This is a genomic window from Chryseobacterium aahli (genome assembly GCF_022699665.1).
GTDB lineage: Bacteria > Bacteroidota > Bacteroidia > Flavobacteriales > Weeksellaceae > Chryseobacterium > Chryseobacterium aahli.
Genome location: NZ_JALDNB010000007.1, coordinates 76,599 through 96,600 on the forward strand (window position 1 = coordinate 76,599; position 20,002 = coordinate 96,600).

7 protein-coding genes are annotated in these 20,002 nt (G+C 35.3%); all 7 read right to left on the minus strand.

Annotated elements, in window-relative coordinates:
- Position 1 precedes the first annotated feature (1 nt).
- Positions 2 to 10,438 (minus strand): RHS repeat-associated core domain-containing protein, encoded by a 10,437-nt coding sequence (locus tag MQX03_RS12075; RefSeq protein ID WP_242803398.1) that lies wholly within the window; start codon positions 10,436 to 10,438, stop codon positions 2 to 4.
- 26 nt (positions 10,439 to 10,464) lie between these two features.
- On the minus strand, positions 10,465 to 12,324 hold the full coding sequence (locus MQX03_RS12080; RefSeq protein ID WP_242803399.1) for a hypothetical protein: 1,860 nt from the start codon (positions 12,322 to 12,324) through the stop codon (positions 10,465 to 10,467).
- A 735-nt stretch (positions 12,325 to 13,059) separates the two neighbouring features.
- Positions 13,060 to 14,802: a sensor histidine kinase gene (locus tag MQX03_RS12085; RefSeq protein WP_242803400.1), complete on the minus strand. Its 1,743-nt coding sequence runs from the start codon at positions 14,800 to 14,802 to the stop codon at positions 13,060 to 13,062.
- Positions 14,802 to 15,926 carry a sensor protein KdpD gene (locus MQX03_RS12090; protein WP_242803401.1) on the minus strand — a complete coding sequence of 375 codons (1,125 nt, stop codon included), beginning with the start codon at positions 15,924 to 15,926 and terminating at the stop codon, positions 14,802 to 14,804. The genes MQX03_RS12085 and MQX03_RS12090 overlap by 1 nt, the downstream gene beginning before the upstream one ends.
- Positions 15,927 to 16,165: 239 nt before the next feature.
- Positions 16,166 to 17,245 (minus strand): porin, encoded by a 1,080-nt coding sequence (locus tag MQX03_RS12095; RefSeq protein WP_242803403.1) that lies wholly within the window; start codon positions 17,243 to 17,245, stop codon positions 16,166 to 16,168.
- A gap of 78 nt (positions 17,246 to 17,323) precedes the next feature.
- Complete coding sequence (locus MQX03_RS12100; protein WP_242803405.1) at positions 17,324 to 17,890, minus strand: K(+)-transporting ATPase subunit C; 567 nt, start codon at positions 17,888 to 17,890, stop codon at positions 17,324 to 17,326.
- Between the two features lie 102 nt (positions 17,891 to 17,992).
- Entirely contained in the window at positions 17,993 to 20,002 is a 2,010-nt protein-coding gene (gene kdpB / locus MQX03_RS12105) for a potassium-transporting ATPase subunit KdpB (protein WP_129535137.1), read from the minus strand.

Consider the following 20,002-nt stretch of genomic DNA (forward strand, 5'->3'; position numbering starts at 1 on the left):
ATTATTTAATATGATTTTGTAATATAGGAAAAGTTGAAGATTTGAATCTTATTTCTTTGTTATAAACTCCTGTGGCGTGGTCTAAATCTCTTCTTCTTTCTATAAAATTGATACCTTTACTTCTCCATTCCTGAAATTGGCTTAAGGGAATTTCAATTTTCCACATTTTACCCGATCTGTTTAAGGCATTTACCGCTTCAAATTCTGTTCCTGTGCTTAAAAATCCTTTATTAGGATTTAAAATACCACCATTTAATTCTCCTTTATGATAGAATGTCATTATAGGATCAGAAAAATCAACACCACCAGTATAATCAATAGGGGGTTTTTTCACATTTTGCGCACCTACTTTAGGACTTAATCTAATACTTCTAAAACTATTTAATAAAAAGCCTCCCCCCTCAGTCAAAGCAGCTGTCGTCGCAAATTGTGCACCATTATACCCAGCAAAATGTCCAACATCATAAGCAGATGCTTTAGAAACACTCTTAAAAAGATCCATCCCATTTGTAGAACCATCAGGACGAATTTTATTTATGTCACTTATAAATGCAGCACCCATTAGGGCTTCACCGCCTTTTTGTTGCCAATATTTTTTTGAATACGCATTTTTAGTTGCAAAATTATATGCATCTTTAGTGTAATCCATGACTCCATCATCAAATCCTTTATCTAAATCTAGGGACATTTGCATAAAAGCATGAATTCCATTTTGCTTTTTTGCACCTCTTATTACAACTTCTTGAATAAGTACACCACCTTTAGGTCCATATATTTTATTAGGATCAGGTTTTCTCCCATCTCCAGGACCATCTCCACCTTTTCTCTCACCCATTAACCCCGTAGGATCTGCATAGTTTACAGGATCATTCCAAACGTAGGCATAAGGAGATACGGTAATTTCTGCTAATGGATCTACACTTAACCAGAAACTTCGTTTTGGGTCGTAATATCTTGCACCGTAATAATAATATCCTGTAGCCATATCCAATTCTTTGCCGTTGAACTTGTAAGGATGATCGTAATTCATGGTGGTGTTTTCCATCAGCATTTCACCATATGGCATGTACTCGTACCAATTGGTAACATCTCCTTTATTATTGGTCAATATAGACGCACCACTCAGATGGTCAGGATGTATCCAATACATTTCATGCTCTACACTTTCTGGTGGGGTATAGTTGGTCATACAATCTTCTTTCAAAAATTGATCCCACCAATAACAAAACTGGTAATCATTTAACGCCATGGCAAACATATCAGAAAGTAGATTATAACACTGTGTATTATTATCCTGCTGAAAGGCGTCCATTTGTTGATACATGAAGAATTCACAGGCACCTTGAGTTCCATTCGGTGGTGTATAGGTACCCTGAGAATCTTCATTCTGCACCCAGACTGGCGAAGGAAGACCAGCTGCTTCTATGATTTCCTTTATTTCAACTTCTAATAAATCTGCTAAACCATTATAATCGGTATTGCCCGTCTTAAATCGATGAGTCGGTATTTGTCCTACACTGGTAGCAATTTTTTGGTTTCCCATGTAGTAATGCTTACTCATGGTTTTTTCGCTGAGCACCAAATATCCGTTTGGATAATAGATGAAAGAGCCCATTTGTGTTGTACTATTGGGATCATTACCGTTTACATAAAGATTTTTAGAAACGGCATCATTTTTCAGTATTCTCTCTCCGGCAGCATCATACACATAGTAATTTAAATTTTCTTTCTGGGTCACTACAGCTTTCAGGCGGTTTTGATCATCCCAAAATAAATTTCTAAAACCTACTTTCTCACCATTAGCGTCTACTTCCTGTATAGATTTCAGGTTACCGTTTACATCATACGAAAAATATTCTTTTGCGGTAACTACAGCATTAGCAGGATCGGGACCGCAATCTAACGGGGCTGTGAAATTCTCAAACTTGGTATAGTCTATAGCCGTTACCGCATTAGGATGATCGGGGTGACCATATATATACTTTCCTATATCCCCTTCATTATCTGGAGTATAGCACAAGAGATTAGCATATGTTTTAAGTTTAGAGTCTTTTGTGGACATGTTTCCTACACTATCATAGGCCATGTTTAAATTATAATATTTTGTATTATCTTTTCCTTTGGCTGTAATTTCTGCTGACCCTAACCTTCCAAAAGTATCGTAGGTAAATGTTTTATTGGTGGCTATACCCAAGTCCATAGACGGGTAGTTCCCTGCCATTGGTGTTGTTCCTACTATATTTGCAGCATTGTCATTACCATCAAAAGTATAGTGGTTTTTACGGATTAAATCTCCCTTGGTATACAACAATGAAAGCTCATTGACCTTTCCCCAAGGATCATAGTCATATTGGGTTCTTGTTCCATTAGGAGCGAGATAAGAAGTCATCTGATCTCTATGATTATATTCCATAGAGTATGCAATCTTTGTAGGTTTAATTCTTCCCGGAAGCTTGCTCCCGATAGCCTCAAGGAGCCCTGACATATTATAGTTATACATCACTTTTTCTGTATCCGGATAATTAATCTCATTGATTCTTCCATACACATCATATAAATGAGAGGTCTTAAACATTTTTGTCACATTATTTGGTGCTACCACAAAACGCATGTTTTCCTTTACATTACCTCGTACATCATATTTAAAAATCTGCACACCTGTTCTATCAGTCTGTTTTACCAGCCTTCCATTCTCTTCAGGAGTGCCTCCTTGCGAACCATACGCAAATGCAACTAAATGATCAGGATATTCTGCTTTTACTAACTGGTCAAAATTATATGTATATTTTATGTTCTTGCCAAGCGATAGCAAAACAGCATTATATGAACTTATCAATTTGCCTGATAAATCATATTTAAAACCTGATTCTCCTGCATCCGGCTCTACTTTCTTTATATTTCTTCCCAACTTATCGTAGAAATATTGAGTAGGATTATTTCCGGTATCTTCCATCGTCGTAAGCTGATTGAGACGATTATATCTGTAGCCTACCCAAATATCATTATTTCCATCAGTTTGTCTAGTTGAAGTTGTTTGACCAAATTCATTTGTGTATGAGATGCCGGTATTTCCCAAAGGACTTACTACTCTCGTTGAGAATTGAGTTCCACCATATCTATCTGCTCCAAATTCGTAGAACATATTTGTAGTAAGATCCTCAAGACCATTGTTCGTTGTTACATTATGTTGTGTAGTGGTGAGAGGACGGTCTAACTCATCATATGTTGTTGTTGTATAAATTTGGGCTGCCTGATCTTCCGGAGTGGTATAATCATCAAAAATTTTCAGGGAGGTCATAATATCATCTCCGGTTGTCACTTTATCTCTCAGAATTGTTTTCACTGGTCTTCCCAATTTATCCTTAATCTGATAGATATTATTGGCAAAATAGTAGCCCTTTCCATCTTGCTTAAACAGTTTTTTTGACATCAGCCCTTCTCCCCAAGCATCGGTAAATAAACTGATGAAATAATTAGGATAACCATTACTGGGATCATATTGAAAACTTTTTCTTTCTGTGATGGCAACCGGTATTGTTTGGAAAGGATAATAGTGCATTTTTATTGTCCAATCGGTATCTCCGGGGGCAAGATATTCTGTTATTCTTCCGAAAGAATCGTAAGTATATTGAGCGGTTGAGCCGTTGATATTTGTTATGGTGAGAGGAATTCCTAACAAATAGTTATTATCATATTGCGTAGTGCTGGTAAATCCGTATGCATCAGTAGTAGCTTCTAAATAGGTATGGTATACAGGGTCATAAGTGTAGTTGAAAAACATACGCTGCCCGTTCTCTGATTCAGGTTGTGTTACCTTAATCATATTTCCGTAATTATCATACTCCATATCAAAATCTGCAGTTCCTGAAAAACTTCCTCCGGTTCCCAGAAGATCTTTTTTGATTTTTTGGATATTCTGATTACCATCAAGAATGGTCATTGTTTTTCGCATGACTTCATTATTGACAACTGTAATTACTGTTTGTTCCGAAGGAATCCCGACAATATTTTTAGCTCCAGGGGCATGGTAAGAGATTCTTGTTTCTATATCATCCGGAGTATAAGCAGGTGTGGAACCTTTGTCGGTAGAACGCAAAACATTTCCATACTTATCATACGCATCAACTGTATTGAATGTCGTTTTGGTATGACTACTTGATCCCGAAAATTCTGTAAATGAAGATTCTGTTTTATACAACAACGGGATAATCCTGCCAATGTCTTTATATTGAGGTTCCGATTGAGATTCTGTAAGTAAATATTGTGAAGATGAAGGCTCTCCAAAATATCTGTAGGTGTATTTCGTTTCACTACGCTTTCTATTTTGGTTGTCAAGCATGTAGGAAGAGCGTACAATTCCTTTTTTATAAAAATACTGTCTTACTCTAGTATCATTGAAATTAACATAAAAATTACTCTCATTCCCTGTAAAATCAGTCTCATACTGAGTTACGTGAGTCTGGTGAAGAGTCTGCTCATTAAAAACTTTAGTTTTTATAATCCCGAAGCCTAAAAACTCTCTTTCTCTTCTGTCCTGTATTCCTTTTTCATATTCAAAATGCAATCTTTGGGCAGGTTTTATTCTCTGTGGATCAAGAACTCCATTAGTGTAAGGAAGAGTGGTATCGATAGCTCGGAAATTCCAGACAGCTGCTCTCCAAAGTATTGTTTTTGAGAATGGCATCTGGTAAGTTCCTCCGACAAGTGTTGAAAGGTTATCTTTTTCATTAACATTATCATACTCCATCATTATTATCCCCTGCAGAGGATTTTCAATGGTCAGGAGCAAATTAGAACTTCCAAAGTTATTGCGATAATAAGTAAGCTCAGTATCATTTTCAGAAATAAGCAAATCAGGATATCCGTCTCCATCGAAATCTCGAAGATCTACTTCTTGTTTGGTTACTGATTTGTCAGTTCCAGCCCCTACAGAAATACATAACTTTACCCCTAAACACGCACACAAAGTTCCATACAGATTAAAACCGGATGAATTTTGTTTATTATCTAAACTGAAATTTTTATTGATATTAAGAGTCGCAATAAAAGAAGTTCCGCTATTGATTAAAAAATCGTAAGAATTTCCATTTTTAATAATCTTATCAGCAAGACCATCACCGTTTAAATCAATCAATCCTATTTTAGCTGTTGATTTTGATTTTGAAAGTCCGACACCTCCTGCCCAGCTCCCATTAGCCCAACTAAAGCCTCCACCTCCTGAAACCGCAAAAGAATCTCCTTTTGACACTTCTGAAACATCCCATCCGTATGACTCGACTGCAAAACCATTTCCGGTATTGATATGTGTGCTTCCATCTGAAATATAATCAATAAGGCCATCTCCATTGATGTCTGCCCAAACACCATTACCTTCAGCCCAAGCTTTACCAATACCAAGGTTAAACCCTATGCCAAGTGCAAAAGAAGAAGCTCCCGTATGAGTATCTTTTTCTCCTGCTGATGCAATAAACGTGTTTGCCAAATTGCTGAATTTCGCTACGGATGCTGAACCCGAAAGACCTGCTCCCAATACGAAACTTCTATTTTTAATTTCTTTGTTCGCTATAGATGATACAGCATCCAGCTGCCCCAAAACATTTGTCTTTTGGAAGTAGCTTCCCGAGATAATATCCGGATAGTGGTCTCCGTTAAAATCCTGAAAATAATCAGAAGTTCTATCATTAGAAATTCCTGCCTGACCATTAATTCCCAGCCATGGACTTATTGATCCCGCAGCATACGCATGAAATGAATCAGATTTTGATCGAAGAATGATGCCTCGAGGATTAGGTACCGAAAAGACAGGAGTAGTAACAACTGTAGAACTGCTTGAAGATACTCCTAATACATAAGGCTGTAAATCATACTCTGATAATTCCACAGCTTCCAGAGGTGATATGAACGCATTTTGCTCTGCTTCCAATTGCAAAGGAGTAAAATATCTGTTATTATTCTGCTGGACAATATAATTTGTCATACAGGTATAATAGTTCGGATCAGTAGGATTACAAGGCGACGCTCCACCAGGAGGAGGGATATTTCCTAAAGGGTTTGATGTAAATTCATTTTCTCGTATAGCCTCATCAGGGAACTTCGATCCGTTATAACTGAATGCGCCCCAGCCCTGGTATACTAAACCGGTATTGATATTATAGTGAGTGTTAGTTGATCGATAAGCAAAATAATCAGCTTTTAAATCGGTATTAGCCATTGAAGGATTGGCTGCATATACTGAATTTATAATGAACGGATTTACTTGTGCTAATCTTTTTGCAACATCATAATCGGGCGAACTTATTTCAAAATAGAATGGAAGCAAATAAAGCTCGCTGTAAGGAATAGGTATGGTCGAGAAAAAAGCACATATATCAATCTTAGGAATAGGCATTACATTGTTGATAACATCTACGGTATTTTTAGCTGTATAAACTTTACCATTATTATCTTTAATTTTTAAAGAGAATGTAACCCTTGTATTATGTAATGCGCTTAAACCAATTGTATAATTATTTTGTGTACTGCTATTGCCATTAAAATCCGGAAATACATCAGCAAAACCTGATAGAGTGCAACGTGGACAATCCTCTTTATTGCAAAAATTACCACCTCTATATTTCTCAAAATTCTTAGGTAAAGTATTAATAAGCCTTTCACTGAAAGGATTGTACTGTACTAATGCCTTAACTGCTGTAGTATCTGTTGGAGACATTATTGTAATAATAGGTCTCCACTTGATTTTTTCCCACGAAACATTTGTATCGGAAGAAACATCAAAATGCAGAAGAGTCATTGTAGAATCTGAAGGATTTTGATTAAGCAACAAATCTGAAATATCAGAGTTTGGAATCTCATTGCCAGCAACCGTAACAGAGCTCAAATCGCTGCCCTTAAGTAATCTTTGATGATATATTAATGTTGTTACCGGTGGAGGAGTTGTTGTGGCAGTATTGGATATGGAGTGAATACTTTTGTAGATTTTAAAATCGACATCATCTGTAAAAATTGCATTTTTTAATAAATCCCAGGAAATATTCACATTACTTTTATCACCAATTAAGTTTTGCTGCTGACTAGATGGTAGATAATACCGTCTTGCATCAAATTTGAAGTAATGATTATCATTAGCATCTTGGATGGTTATATCTGACCCATCCGAAACATTACTGTATCTGATGTGAGTATCAATCCTAATCCGGTCTCCATTCTGATCTGTCTTTGAGGAAGCAATTATAAAGATCCTTTGCCCTTTCTCAACATGAGTTGTCGCACTCTGGCCTTGAAACTGACCTTGGGTACTTAATGTAACCTTGGAAGAAATTTGAGTTGAATTCGCTGGATTGTAACTTGAATTATCTTCATTTGCTTTCGTCATTCCCCCTTTTTCAATCCAAACTTCTACGCCATCTTGTGAATTTTGTGTAAGGGTTATTTCATTGCTAATCTGGATATCTCCTGAAACCGGAGCTTCCCACATTCTTACAATATTAGCTAAGGAAGAAGAAAACTGGGTTGTTGTAATGGTATCTTGAACGGCAGCACTACCGGCTAAAATAGCGTTTGGTGTTTCTTCCGTAACATTTGTTGATCCGGTTTGAGACCTAAACTGAGGAATTCCGTTTCTTATCTTACCAAAGAAAACATCACCATAATGAATCATATCCAAAAGACCGTCCCCATTAACATCGGAGAAATAGATTGGAGAATTGCTATTTCCAAAAGAGTAATTAGCACCAATTACAGCTTTTGGTAAGGAATATTCTAAACCAAGGGTTGTATGATAGCTGTTATGGGTATATATCGGAGTTTCTCCTGGTAGTCCCATAGAAGCATATACGCCACTAAATCCTGTCTTTGTGTTTTTTCTGAAGTTAATATTTCCATTGGAAGAGTAGAAAACTTTATCTAACAATCCATCGCCATCAATATCTAAAAGCTGATTTTTTCCATATGCCCTATTGTCATCGTAACTTACCGTAATTCCGGCTGTTCCTTTTTTATCAATTCCAAATAAAAAGCAAAAACCTCCACCAAAACTTAAAGCTCCTCGGATATTTTTATTTTTACTATATGTCCCGGAGATAAAACTAGTATTACCTCCTGAAAACGACCCTACATCTCCATTATCTTTTGGTGTATTATACACTTTAATAGGTGTTTTACCAAAAATTTCAAGGTTATGGCTATAACCTAACTTGTGCTCATTGAAAAAAACACCATTACCATCCTTTTGAATGATTTTTGTTAAAAGTCTCTTTGAAAAAAGCCCTACTGAAGTATTATTGAGTTCATATTCTCGGATATTGGTATTGGCTCTTTTTACTATAATCTTATTTAATATTTTTGCATCCGTTAATTTAACTCCCAATTTATAGTTGAAAGTCATATCTCCCCTTATTCCTCCCTCATTTTCAAACTCAATTACGGTATTGTTACTATACGTGATTTTAGATAGGTATTTATTTTTCCCTCCTCCATCATAAGAATCTAAATAGGTATATGTGATGACATTTCCAAAACGATCGGTTACTCTAGATAAGTACCATTTAACAACATTCCCAGAAGAGTTGCCGGAAGGATTAGCTGTCAACACATCCAGATATTCTTTTTTTGTTCCGCTTCCATCCAAGGTTTCCCAAGTATATGTCGTGGGTGAAGATCCTTTTCTTGTAATGATATAGCCTTCTTTTATTCCGTTACGATAATAGAACTTTCTGTCTGCTGTTCTTGGTTCAGAGTATGGAAGTTTATTAGGTAAATAGTCATCTTTAAAAACAAGTTGCTCTCCTGCAATTAAGTAAATTTCACTTTCATGACTGGAAAATGACGGAACACCCCATCTGGTGTCAATATCAATAGTTTCCAAAGGAATATCCCAACCTATTCCGGCCCAACCAAATTTGTTGTCACTGTTATAAACAAGTGATACCTGTGGTTGAAATCCTCCAATTCCTGCAGGTATTTCAATTGGATATTTTACAACTGCACTACCCTGCTGGTTAGCTGTAGGCGGAGCAATCATGTTCATTTTAGACCCCGGATTAGCTATGGGCGAATCATCAAAAGTGATAGGAGCATTCGCTCCTGTCTCAGGGCTTTCAGGTTGTTTTACAACTCCCGCCATAAAGTTGGCTTCGAGCAATGTGGTACTCAGAACTACATATTTTTTGACCGTATTTACGCTGTCAATTTTAACAGGTGTCCATTCCTTTTTAGTAAAATCAAATGTAAATGCTGTAATATCATTTTCCTGATATCCTTTAGGAAGCTTTTTCTCATCGTATGGAAGCTGAAATTCTACTTCTTTTGATATTCTGTTATAAAACCGAAAACCGGAATAATCATTACTTACATTTACAACCGAAAGATCTACCGGAGGTATATCAATACTTCTTAATCCCTTTAAAATTCCCGAAGCATTCTGATAAACAATATTATGCCCTTTGTTCTCATAAGAACCGATTTGGACAAAAGAATTATCTTTTGTTTTCTCAACAATAATTTCAGGGACATATTGCGAACCTGTAAATTTAATAGTAAAAGATTCTGATTCTAAATTTTCATGGGAAACATATTCAAATTCATTTCCTTTCAAATCTATTTTTTGCCCTTGGATTTCAAGGGATTGAATTCCAGATTGAGAATTTACAAATCCCCTAATATATGCAATGTTATCATTGTAAATTTGAGAAACAATGGTATATGGAACGAAAGAAATACTTTGATTTTCTGTAATCCTTACATTTTTTATTGTATAATAATCTCCTTTATTTAAAGCATTGAATAATACTTTGTTATTTCCTTTTTTTAAAAGTATCGGATCAAGAGTCTCAGAAACTTCACTCCAGCCTTCTTTCTTATGTTTTATGTAACCGCCAATTGCAAAGCTTCCATTAATACTACGAGTTACAGAATTTACATCAGAATAACCATCTACTTCATATTTGAGAATATAAGATTTATCAGGGTTAATACCTGAAAGCTGAATATCAAATATGTTATCTGAAGCATTAGCATCTCCCCTCAGAGGATCTTTATTTCCAATTTCTCCAATAAATCCAGAATTAACAAATGATGAACTTAAATTATTAGAAAATGATTGAGTTTGACTTAACTTTTGATTTGACAAATTCCTAAATGGTCTCCCACCTGAAGGTAAATAGTTAGTAGATGTTGAATCACTCTCGTTATTTTTTATGATATATTGATCAGTTTCCTTTGGAATCCGATCAATATTATCCTTCGATTTTGAAGGCTTTAAAAAATCACAATTAATTTTGAATTGATTTGAATAATGATTTGAGACCATTACTATTTCATTGGCTTCCTTATCTTTATTGATAACTTTATACAGTGTCCAGCTGCTCAAAGAAAGAATGATAGGAATAAAAACGGGTAAAAGTTCTATCTTTTTTATAGTTGAAGAAAAGATTTTTTTCATAGTGAATAATATGTGGTCATTTGTGTTTAGTTAATTAAGAAGTTCACTCCTTTTCCTTCTTCAGGAATAAATATTTTAATATTATAATATCCTACCACAGCAGGGATAGTCATTGGAATTGAAAAATCAGACGCCGCATTGTATTGTCCTTGTTTAACAAGTACTCCTAAGCTGTTAAATATTTTTATTGTTAATGGCTTAGCCATGGTTAATTCAACTTTAATGGTAAGATTACCATCATGAGAAGGATTAGGTGATACCGTTATTTTTTTAAATAAAGAATTGCTTTGCAAAGCATCATATTCAGCTTGATTTAGAACAGCTAATGTTTTAATTACTTCGCAACCTAATTTATTTTTAATCTTTAGTTGGTAATTACCTAGTCCATTCAGGAAGTAGGGAGCAGCATTATTCGTTGCACCTGAAGGAGCCGTAAGTGTATATTGATAAGAAGCAGTATTGAGATCTAGTTCTATTGGTGTTCCGTTCCAGATATACTGATTGTCAATATTCTGATTAATAATCCCTTCAAGATCAAACATTCTTATAATATCTGGCTGTCCTTGTTTATGAAGGCTTAGTTCATAATTATCAGGAGCTAAGTTACTGAACAAAATAGGATTGGAACTGCCTGAAATATTATTGATCAGCACTTGATTTGTTGTAGTACTTTTTAGGGAATATGAAAATGGAAAAAGATTTTCAGGAATTGATATTTTTACGACACCATTACCTAATTCGGCACATGTACTTGTAAGATTTACAAGTACATTACTTTGTGGGTTCTGTAAATTAAAGGTAAAATAATCCATACCATCATGATCAATATCCCAAACCGTATCTTTGAAAACATAAAGAGAATCATTTAGTTTTTCCCCTAAAATATCCGTAGAAATATCACTTTGATAGTTACTTTCATTACCGAAAATACGAAGTCTTAGTTCATCATTTTGGGTCAATCCGGTAAGAGTAAAATAAAGATGAGTTTTTATAGGAACAGATCCTGTGTTTTTCACTTGAGTCTTCCACATTCTTTTCATGTCACGTTTAGGATGTGCAGAAATCAAATCAACTTCTTTAAAGGTCATAGTCTGATTATTATCTCCCCACAAAAAAAAGCTGCCTTGATTAAGAATGGAAGTATTTTGTTTGTTCGTTGTTTTTATTTGTCCTAAAGAAACTACAAGATGATCGTCTTCAGAATTTTGTGATTGTTTCTGATATAACCCGAAAGGATTATCTCTAGCTATTCCCGTAATCCTAAAATTATAATTTTTATTTTTTTTAGAATCCCATACAATTTCATTGTCTGAAGAAATGTAATTTTTTTCTGAAATATCATTGATAGTGATTCCGTATTTTATAGAAAGATAAGTTTCAATTTTTTGCCTATCAGTTAAAGATAGGCTCTTAGCAAAAACAAGTATCTCAGGAATTAATAATTTTTTATCTGTTTTCTTATTGAGAAAAACAACAGAGTGAATTTTATGGTTGCTGTCATTCTTAGTAAAAACCAATATTTTAGGACTAACTTCAGCACTGTTAATTTTTAGGGTATCATTGAAGTCGTTAATCCCGGTACTGCTGATAATAGAACTTCCTATTTTACCGTATATTTTTTTTTCAGTTCCTCCAAACTTATTGCTTACAAAAAATAAAGAAGTTTGATTTAAGCCAGTGTCTAATTTTTTAAAAAAAGAACCGGATACAGGATCATGCACTAAATGAAAATTCATTAATTTATTAGCAAGTGTATCGGTAGGTAAAATACTGTCTTTTACATTGTTTTTTCTGAATGAAAGTCCAGAAACTCCACCGAAAATGGTGCTTTGGGAGAATAAAAAAGAACAGCAAAATATAAATATGAAGGTATATGCTTTACTCATATTGAATTAAGGTATAGAATATTATGGAAATTATTAATCGATATGTTGTAATTAAGAGAATATGGAATTTAATCAGAAATAAATTCCAGCGAGGAGCATAAGTGTATTTTTTTCATATTTATGTGTTTTAAATAAATTAAATCTCTTTTGATGAAAGCAGCGGATTTGACTGATTAAATGCTTAAAAACACTTTTTTACTTTGCTTTAAATTTTGTGAGATAATTAATAAAAATAATTTTACAAGTTTCAAAATTCTGAAAACTAGTAAGATTAAATAATTAAAATTGAGAAAATAAGTTTGGTTTTCATGTTAGTTTTAATTGTTGGTTTTTAGTTTTATTTGTTTTTTTCAAAAATATAAAAAAAAACAAGACCTCATTAATTAAATCAAAAAAAATGTTAAAATATTTCGTTTTTTTTAATTAAATAGAATTTTAATTATATCTAACCACATCAAATCAGCTAAATAATATGGATATCCAAATCCACACTTGCGCATAATTCATATAATTTTAAGACTCTCATAAACGAACGTTTTACAATACCATTCGACTCATTCACTTTGCTAAACTTAACTTTTATGATTGAGAAACCAACGAACCTCTCTGAATTTATTAAAGTAATTTTTCAATGATATCGATAACTTTCAATATAAATATTAGACTACACTTCAAACCAACAAAAGCCTTCCAATTGGAAGGCTTTTGTTGGTTTAAATTTTAATAATGCATCTTCTAATCTTTAACGTTATCAGATTTAAGAATAAAATAAAAAGTACTTCCTACACCAATTTCACTTTCCACAGCAATTGTTCCGCCTTGGGCTTCAATAAATTCTTTGCTGATGCTAAGACCGAGACCGGTGCCTTCGGTTTTGGTTCCAGGAATTCTGAAATACCGAGTGAAGACTTTATTTAAATACTGCTCTTCTATCCCACGACCATTGTCTGTAACCGAAAATTTCACCTGATCGTTATCCAATTTAACTACATTGATTTCAATCATCGATTTCTCATGCGAATAACGGATGGCATTTGATAAAATATTGTTCAAAACCCACGATGTTTTCTCACTGTCTGCATTCACGACGGAAATATCCGAGGCGATATTCATTTTGATGGCAATCTCTTTATTCTCTGCAGCCGATTTGTTTGCTGCAATGACATCTTCAATCATGTTCTGAACTGATGAAGGTTTTATATTTAATTGCACCACGCCAGATTCCAGCTGAGTCATATTGAGAAGTTCTCCGGTAATTCTGAGTAAACGCTGCGTATCATCTTTAATTCCGGAAACCAATTTCCCTTGCTCCTCATTGAGATGACCAATTCTTTCATTTTCCAACAATTGCAAGCCCATTTGAATGGATGAAATAGGTGTTTTGAATTCATGAGAAACTGTTCCCATAAAATGAGTTTTGGCTAAATCTAATTCTTTAAACGGTGTGATATTCCTCAGCATAATGACCTGACCAATGAAACGGCTTTCTTTTTCGCCTGTAGGAATTACATTGATAGCTAATATTTCTTTTTCAAAATAATTTTCTTTCCCTTCCACAAAAATTTTCAGTGTCGCTGTAGAATTTTTTGCAGCATCCGGATTAACAATTTCACGGATAAGATCACGCACCAAGTCGTTAGAAACGGCAACATCCTGAATGAGTTTTCCTACGAAGTTTTCTTTTTTCAAACCTGAAATTTTCAACGCTTCATCATTCACGAAAAGAACTTTTCGGTCTTCATCTATTCCAATCACCGCATCATGCATATTGTCAATAAGCGTTTCAATTCTTTTTTTCCCTTTTAAAATTTTATCGATCCTGCTTTCAGAATATTCCTGAAGTTTTTCTGCCATTGTATTGAAAGATCTCGCCAATTCTCCAAACTCACTGCTGCTTTCAAACTGCACCCGCTGTCTGTAATTTTGATTGGCAATCTGATGAATACTCGAAGTCAGCTCTCGAATCGGATTTGAAATATTAGCCGGCAAATTCACCATTAAGATAAATGCAATCAGAAAACACAGAGTTCCGACAATAGAAATCACCGCAATTGCGTTTTCTGCCGTCGTATTAGCAATTCCGCTTTTGATCTGGATTGCATTCATATTCAGCTGCATCAGCTCGGCAATATCTTTCCGTATGGCCGAATGTAAGTTTAAATTCCCCTTATCAACTTTCAGCTCCGAAAAATGATCATGAATATTTTGAGTTGCCTCTTTCTCTCCACTTTCTGTAATATTCAGACGCTGAAGATCAAGGTTTTTTTGAAATTCTGACAGCGCAAAAGGCTCGGTAGAAATTTCTTCAAGTGACAACAGCATATTTCTGGAGTACTGCAACGTATTGTAGTTGGCTACAAGAATATTCTGTGTATCTTTTTTCAGCTGATAAATAAACCATCCACCCAACGTTGACAGCACAATTATCATAAAAAACAGCAGACCAACGCCTGCATTAAGCTTAGTTTTTATTTTCATTACGACAAAATTACTAAATCTACGTTCTGTTTAGACAGTCTTTTGAGTAAGGAATTAAAAGTGTCTGTAGCCAGAATAATTCTCCAGATATCCAAATGTGGTTTTCCGATACACATCGTCGTAATATTTCTTTCTTCGCATTGCTCCATGATGGTCATTGCAATATTTTTACTTTGAATTTTTATGATTTCTGCGCCCAATTCGGTAGCCAATCTGAAATTATTAATCAAATGTCTCTGTTTATTCAGCGCAATTCTGTCCGCCGATTCTCTCGGAACCTGAACATACAATAAAAACCACTGACTGTTGTAATAACTTGCCAGTCTTGCGGTCTTCCGGATAACATTTTTTGCTGTCACTTCGTTTGAACTGATGCAAGCAAGAAATCTTTCTTTTTTTAAAGTTTTTCCTGTGACAACTTCTGTTTCAACTTTCCTTGTAACCTGCGATGCAACTTCTTTCAGTGCCAACTCACGAAGTTGAAGGATATTTTCGTTTTTAAAAAAATTATTGAGTGCAGAGGGTATTTTACTTTGATCGTAAATTTTCCCTTCTTTTAATCTTAAAATCAATTCATCAGCGGTAAGGTCAATATTGACGACCTCATCCGCCGAAGCTAGAACGGTATCAGGAATTCTTTCGGCAACTTCAATTCCGGTTACAGCTTTTACCTCATCGTTGAGACTTTCCAAATGCTGAATGTTCACAGCACTGATGACATTAATTCCGGCATCTAAAATCTCAAAAACATCCTGCCATCTTTTTTTATTTTTGCTTCCTTCGATATTGGTGTGAGCCAATTCGTCAATAATCACAATTTCCGGACGCAGGACGATGATCGCCGGAACATCCAGTTCTTCCAGCTCTTTGCCTTTGTAAAATAATTTTCTTCGGGGAATAATAGGAAGACCTTCCAGCAAATCGTGTGTTTCCTTACGATTGTGTGTTTCCACATATCCTATCTTTACATCTATTCCGTTTTGAAGGAGTACGTGAGCTTCCTGAAGCATTCTGTAGGTTTTCCCTACGCCCGCACTCATCCCGATGTAAATTTTCAGTTTACCCCGTTTTGAACTGTTGATGAGATGCAGAAATTCTTCTGCGGATTTTCTTGATTCGTTCATTTGTAGAATTGATTATTTCAGGTAAGAAAAATGTTTTAAACCATTAAGGGTATTGAGTTTTTAAGGACAAAAATAATTTTCATTTTTTTAGATTCACCAAGGTGAATCATTAAGTTACACGCTTAAATCAATTTATTGATTCTTAACATTCCTTAATCAATTAATTCCCTTAATAGTTTATAAAAATTCACAATCTTTTTTAGCTAACTTAATTTAACTAAAAGTTATATTCCTTATTACTAAAATGAAATGGCCAATGCCGTCGTTGCCGTCAGACTATTGCTATTAAATTCATCCGTCCTATTCATAAAGATAGCATCTTTACTGTTTAAATTTCTAATTTCTGTTCGCCAAACGAGATTCAGCAGGATCTGATAATCAGCATTCAGAGAATACCCGAAAGTTTTAAAACCGTTTTCTGTTCCCGTAGCAATGATCACTCCCTTTTCATCTTGGTAATATTCTCCCCTTGCGGTAAAACTCAGTTTTTCTGTAGCATTGTATTTTGCAATTAAAACCGGTGTGTACCAAATATTATACTGCTCGCTTCCTTTTGCTTTTTGTTCGGCACCAATGTCAAAACCTACTGTCACTCCGAACTTTTTATTAATTTGATACACTGCATACAGATTATGAAAATATCGCATCTGGCGAATGCTGTCGGGTTTATCATTTCCGATAAAAGAACTGCTGTTGATGGTCAGTTTTTCATTAGGTTTAAATGTCAACTGATGTCCGAATGCAGGCGTAGAATTTCCGTCAACTCTCTGAATACGCTGCCAACCATTGAGTACTAAACCGCTTACAAACCACTTTCCGCTTTCTGAAGTATAGGAAATTTTAGCACCTGTCTCGAAATACGGCGAGTTGTCAGCAAAAAGACTTCGTGTCAATGTCCAGTTATCTTTTCCAACAGCACTTTCAAATCCTAAATGGGATGGAAAAATTCCTGCATCAATCCAAAGATTATGTTTTTTTGAAATTTTCAAACCTACATTGGCTTCGTAAATATTTTTCATCACACCTTGCTCTGCTGCGTAATTGGCATTCATGTATGTTCCGACTGCTAAAGCAAGATTGGCTCTCACATTTTCTGTATTGTATGCTGTTTTTACAAACGCTAAATTAACGTTCACTTCATTGTTTCGGTTGTGACTGTATACGAATCCGGGACGGTTATTATTTTTCGGATTATTAAAATCTGCAGTGTAATAAACCTCAGCGTATCCGCCAACAGTAAGAGGTTTTGCAATTGAATCGTTTTGAGCAGATGCACTGATACCGCATACAGCTAACAAAACAAATAGTATTTTTTTCATTTAATTTAAATTTAAGAAAAAGATGGGATTTTATTAAAAAAAATAAAACCTACGATGATAAATATTGATTTTAAAATTTTACTTTCCACTTAATTGATCAAGTGCGATGTTGAGTTGAAGAACATTGATTTTTTCAGGACCAAATAATCCTATCACAGGTTTTTCTGTATTTTGAGTAATCAAATTATTGATTTTCACCTCATCGATATTTCTGATTTTCGCAATTCTTTTCACCTGAATTTTCGCTGCCTGCACAGAAAAATTCGGATCTAATCCGCTTCCGCTGGCCGTCACTAAATCTGCCGGAATATCTGACTTTACAATTCCAGGATTTTTCATCAAAATCGTATCGATACGAGCCTGAACTTGTTTGAGATACTCTTCATTCGATGGACCTTTGTTGCTTCCTCCCGAACCTGCTGCATTGTAATCGACTGCTGAAGGACGAGAATTGAAATATTGATCTGTACTGAACGACTGTCCGATATTGGCGTAATAGGTTTTATTATTATGTTTAATTAAATCTCCTTTTCCTTGATTAGGTGAAAGCTGAGCAATTGCCCAGATGGATATCGGATAAACAATGGTAAGAAAAACAATGCACAAAGCGGTCAGTTTGATTGCTGGTAAAATATGTTTTTTCATTTGATGATAATTTAAAAAGGCATGAAACAGGAAGAATTGAGATAGTTAAAAGGACGAAAAGTTACATGATAAAAGTTTCTTCCTGCCGTGCCTGTGATATATTTAGAAAAATAAGGATACAATAATATCTATGATTTTAATTCCGATAAAAGGGATAATGACACCGCCTAATCCGAAGATGAATAAATTCCTTCTCAGCAAAGCAGATGCGCCGATTGGTTTATAAGCCACCCCCTTCAATGCCAACGGTATCAGTATAGGAATGATAATCGCGTTGAAAATGACTGCCGATAAAATTGCACTTTCCGGACTGTGAAGATTCATAATATTTAAACCTTGCAAAGCAGGAATTGCCGTGATAAACAATGCCGGAATAATGGCAAAATATTTTGCAACATCATTGGCGATACTGAATGTAGTCAGCGTACCTCTTGTCATCAGCAACTGTTTGCCGATTTCTACAACTTCAATTAATTTCGTAGGATCATTGTCGAGGTCGACCATATTTCCTGCTTCTTTTGCAGCCTGTGTTCCGCTGTTCATGGCAACACCTACATCTGCCTGAGCCAATGCCGGAGCGTCATTGGTACCGTCACCCATCATGGCAACCAGACGACCTTCCTGCTGTTCTTTTTTGATGTAGTTCATTTTATCTTCCGGTTTTGCTTCGGCAATAAAATCATCAACACCTGCTTTTTCAGCAATAAATTTTGCAGTCAGTGGATTGTCACCAGTCACCATCACGGTTTTAATACCCATCTTTCGGAGACGTTCGAAACGTTCGCTGATTCCGGGTTTAATGATATCCTGAAGTTCAATCACTCCCAGAACTTTTTCATTTTCTGAAACTACGAGTGGCGTTCCTCCATTCTGAGAAATTTCTTTAACTTTTAAATCAATTTCTTGTGGAAAAATATTTCCAGCAGCTTCAGATATTTTTCTGATGGCGTCGGTTGCTCCTTTTCGGATGCGGTTTCCGTCGTAATCAATTCCTGAACTTCTGGTTTCTGCGGTAAATTTGATAAACTGAGGATTACTGATTTCATAGCTTAAAGGATTGATTCCCGCCAACTCAATGATTGATTTTCCTTCAGGAGTTTCATCTGCCATCGAGCTCAAAACAGCTGCTTTTATTAATTGTGTTTCATCAACTTGGTTAGCAGGATAAAAACTCGTTGCCTTACGGTTTCCAATGGTGATTGTCCCTGTTTTATCTAAAAGTAAAACATCGATATCTCCAGCTGTCTCCACTGCTCTACCGCTTTTTGTGATCACGTTGGCGCGCAATGCTCTGTCCATCCCGGCAATACCAATCGCTGATAATAATCCGCCAATAGTAGTAGGAATTAAACAAACAAAAAGTGAGATAAATGATGCAATAGTAATCGTGACATTAGAATAATCTGCGAATGGTTTTAAAGTCACACAAACGATGATAAAAACCAATGTAAAACCTGCCAGTAAAATTGTTAAGGCAATTTCGTTCGGTGTTTTCTGTCTTGAAGCACCTTCTACCAACGCAATCATTTTATCTAAAAAACTTTCGCCGGGTTGCGTTGTCACTTGTACAACAATTTTATCCGACAAAACTTTTGTTCCTCCCGTTACAGAACTTTTATCACCTCCAGATTCACGAATGACAGGAGCAGATTCTCCGGTAATTGCACTTTCATCTATGGTAGCAAGTCCTTCAATGATTTCTCCGTCAGAAGGAATAATGTCTCCAGCTTCACAAACAAAAACATCTCCTTTCTGTAATTTAGATGAAGAAATTATTTCACCGTTTTGCAGTTTTGCAGGCGTTTCTTCTCTTGTTTTACGAAGACTGTCTGCCTGAGCTTTCCCTCTTGCTTCGGCAATTGCTTCGGCAAAATTCCCAAACAGAACGGTGAGTAAAAGAATGATGAATACCGTGAAATTGTAAGCAAAACTTCCCTGAGATTTTTCTCCTGTCAAAGTCCAGACGCTTACAAAAAACATCACCAATGTACCGAGCCATACAAGAAACATGACGGGATTTTTAAACATTAGTTTCGGATTCAGTTTCACAAAAGACTGTTTCAATGCTTCCTGAACCAATTCTTTTTGAAACAAAGATTTATTTTGAGTCAT